The sequence below is a fragment of the Psychrobacter sp. genome (assembly GCF_035469765.1).
Lineage (GTDB): Bacteria > Pseudomonadota > Gammaproteobacteria > Pseudomonadales > Moraxellaceae > Psychrobacter.
The window spans coordinates 1-2,887 of record NZ_DATIRM010000408.1 but is presented as its reverse complement, the minus strand read 5'-3'; the positions used below and the strand labels follow the sequence as shown (position 1 = coordinate 2,887).

Genomic DNA, 2,887 nt, shown 5'->3' with positions numbered 1-2,887 from the left:
CTCATACTCTTCTTCTGTTTCGCCTTTCCAAGCATAAACAGAGATACCAGCAGCAGCAATTGCCGCAGCAGCATGGTCTTGAGTTGAGAATATGTTACATGAGGTCCAGCGTACTTCAGCACCTAGCGCGACTAATGTCTCGATAAGGACGGCAGTCTGGATGGTCATGTGGATACAGCCAGCGATTTTAGCGCCTTTGAGTGGCTGGTCAGCTTCGTAGCGACGACGCAAGCCCATCAGAGCGGGCATTTCAGCTTCGGCAAGGGTAATTTCACGGCGGCCGTAATCAGCAAGGCTGATGTCAGCGACTTTATAGTCAGTGAAAGAGGGGTCGATCGTATGGGCAGATGGTGTAGTAGACACTGCGTCCATAATATGCTCCTATCAGTGGTTAACGAATGATAAAAAGAATAAAAACGCAGGTGCCGTTATTTGCGCTGTCAATAACCATTCAATGGTAATCAACAGTTAACCGAGCCTAACATAAGATGCAGTCATGCATTCTTATGGCGCAACACCTCTCGGAGGTCGTTATTGTAATAGATGAATCATCGATTGTCACCTGTTGGATAACATAAATAGCTGACGGTATAGGCACGTAAGATAATAGGCAGTCATTTACAGCGCTAAAAAAATGCCATCAATTAATGAACTTTTATTGTGAATAAATCATACTGCTTTATTTAATGTATGGATCTCTCATTCTTACAGTAAAACTGGTATCAATTACGTTACTAATTCTGAAGATTACACAGATTTAACTTCTCTAGCTGTATCTCAAGATATGAAAGATTCATTAGCGAATATTGCCCCAGATGGCGAAACTGATGTTATTGATTCTAACTTCAAAACTCCATCTGAGTGGCGTTATAGCATAGGTTTTGACTATAACTTCGACAGTGAGCTTTTAGGTAATAACTGGACCTGGTCTGGTGAATATATCTACGTTGATAAGCAAGATTCATTAGCATGGCGTGACTTAAACCGTCAGCTAAGTGGCGAGATGATCAAAGATGGTCGTATTATTTATTAACCAGTTGATGCTACTAGCCAAGATCATTACGATATCTTATTAACTAACGCTGATAGAGGTGGCCATTCAAATGTTATTACCACTAGCTTGAGAAAAAGCTGGGAAAATGGCTTTGATATGAATATCCATTATACCCATCAAAATGTTGTCGATGGCAATACTGGTACTAGTTCTCAGGCAGCTTCTAACTATAAGTACAATGTTTATAGTGAAAGTCGTAATATTGATGCCTTAGATGCGGGTAACTATGAAATTGAACATAGTTTGAAAGTAGCCTCAGGTTACACTAAAGAATTTTTTATAGGATAGCTAATAAGTTGACCATTTGGTCAATTAAAGGGTCTGATTATGTTTAGTATTGAAAATAACAACATCGTAGCACTGGTTGCAGCGGCCAAAGAGGGCTTTGCAAAAGCATATGCCCCCTATAGCCAATTTCAGGTAGGCGCCGCGGCATTAACGGCAACCGGCAAGATAGTTCAAGGGTGCAATGTTGAGAATGCATCTTACGGTTTAACGGTTTGTGCAGAGCGTAACTGTTTAGCACAAGGGGTGATTTCAGGCGAGCAAGCGTTTTCCGCTATCGTTATTTATACCAATCAAGATAAGCTGACGCCGCCTTGTGGCGCTTGTCGGCAAGTCATTGCTGAGTTTTTAGCTCCTGAGGCATTAGTTATGGCCGTTAACCATAATAACGACACAAAGCAATGGACAGTTAATCAATTATTACCTGATGCTTTTATGCCAAAAGATTTATTAGAAAAATAAGGATTTAAATTAATGTTATTACCACAAGAAATAATTCGCATCAAACGTAACGGTGGTTCACTCTCCCAAGAAAAAATACAGTATTTTGTTGATGGCTTAGTAACATTAAATTTTAATGACGCCCAAGTGGGTTCCATGGCGATGGCTATATTTCTACAAGGCATGGAAACGCGTGAAATAATCGACTTTACCATGGCGATGAAAAATTCAGGTGATGTTTTATCCTGGCCCGAGCTTGACGGCCCAGTTGTTGATAAACACTCAACGGGTGGAGTGGGTGACAAAGTTAGTTTTATGCTAGCGGCAATTGTTGCTGCATGTGGTGCTTACGTGCCAATGATTGCAGGTCGAGGCTTAGGTCATACCGGTGGCACTTCTGATAAATTGGAAAGTATAGCTGGCTTTAATGTTCAACCAAGCATTAGCGAATTTAAGCGTATTGTTAAAGATCTTGGTATGGCGATTATTTCACAAACTGATAATTTAGCCCCAGCTGATAAGCGCCTTTACGGTATTCGAGATATTACTGCAACGGTTGAATCTATTCCGTTGATCACGGCTTCAATTCTGTCGAAAAAATTAGCGGAAGGACTTGATTCATTAGTGATAGATGTCAAAGTGGGTAACGGCGCTATGATGTTAAATATTGATGATGCTAGGACATTAGTACAAAGTATTGTCAATGTCGCCAATGGTGCAGGAGTGCTAACTCAAGCGATTATTACTGACATGAACCAAGTGCTTGGCGCTACGGTAGGTAATGCCTTAGAAATGGCTGAAACGGTGAAATATTTAAATGGCAGTTTGCGCGAACCTCGTTTGCATGCGGTGGTGGTTTCACTCGCTAAAGCTATGTTGGTGAGTGCAAAAGTTGCTGCAAATGAAGATGAAGCATTGAAAAAAATCAATGCTGCTTTAGCCTCTGGTGCCGCTGCAGAACTTTTCGGTAAGATGATTCACGCCTTAGGCGGGCCAAGTGACTTTATGAAAGATCCATGGCGCTCAATGCAGCGTGCCAACATTATTGTCGATGTTATCGCGCCTGAGCATGGCTACATCACAGGTATGCAAACGCGTGATATTGGC

At 41.5% G+C, this 2,887-nt stretch carries 5 protein-coding genes; 4 read left to right on the top strand and 1 reads right to left on the bottom strand.

The window, feature by feature from the left end; translation table 11 throughout:
• On the bottom strand, window positions 1-372 hold a 372-nt coding region (locus tag VLN09_RS11345), incomplete at its 3' end, for an adenosylhomocysteinase (RefSeq protein WP_325246586.1).
• 412 nt (window positions 373-784) lie between these two features.
• Here VLN09_RS11345 and VLN09_RS11340 point away from each other — a divergent pair.
• The 4 genes from VLN09_RS11340 to VLN09_RS11325 form a co-directional block, all read left to right on the top strand.
• Window positions 785-1,033: a hypothetical protein gene (locus VLN09_RS11340; RefSeq protein WP_325246584.1), complete on the top strand. Its 249-nt coding sequence runs from the start codon at window positions 785-787 to the stop codon at window positions 1,031-1,033.
• Between the two features lie 117 nt (window positions 1,034-1,150).
• Window positions 1,151-1,342: a hypothetical protein gene (locus tag VLN09_RS11335; protein WP_325246582.1), complete on the top strand. Its 192-nt coding sequence runs from the start codon at window positions 1,151-1,153 to the stop codon at window positions 1,340-1,342.
• A 39-nt stretch (window positions 1,343-1,381) separates the two neighbouring features.
• Window positions 1,382-1,801 carry a cytidine deaminase gene (locus VLN09_RS11330; protein ID WP_325246580.1) on the top strand — a complete coding sequence of 140 codons (420 nt, stop codon included), beginning with the start codon at window positions 1,382-1,384 and terminating at the stop codon, window positions 1,799-1,801.
• 12 nt (window positions 1,802-1,813) lie between these two features.
• A partial coding sequence (locus VLN09_RS11325) for a thymidine phosphorylase (protein WP_325246579.1) occupies window positions 1,814-2,887 on the top strand: 1,074 nt, incomplete at its 3' end.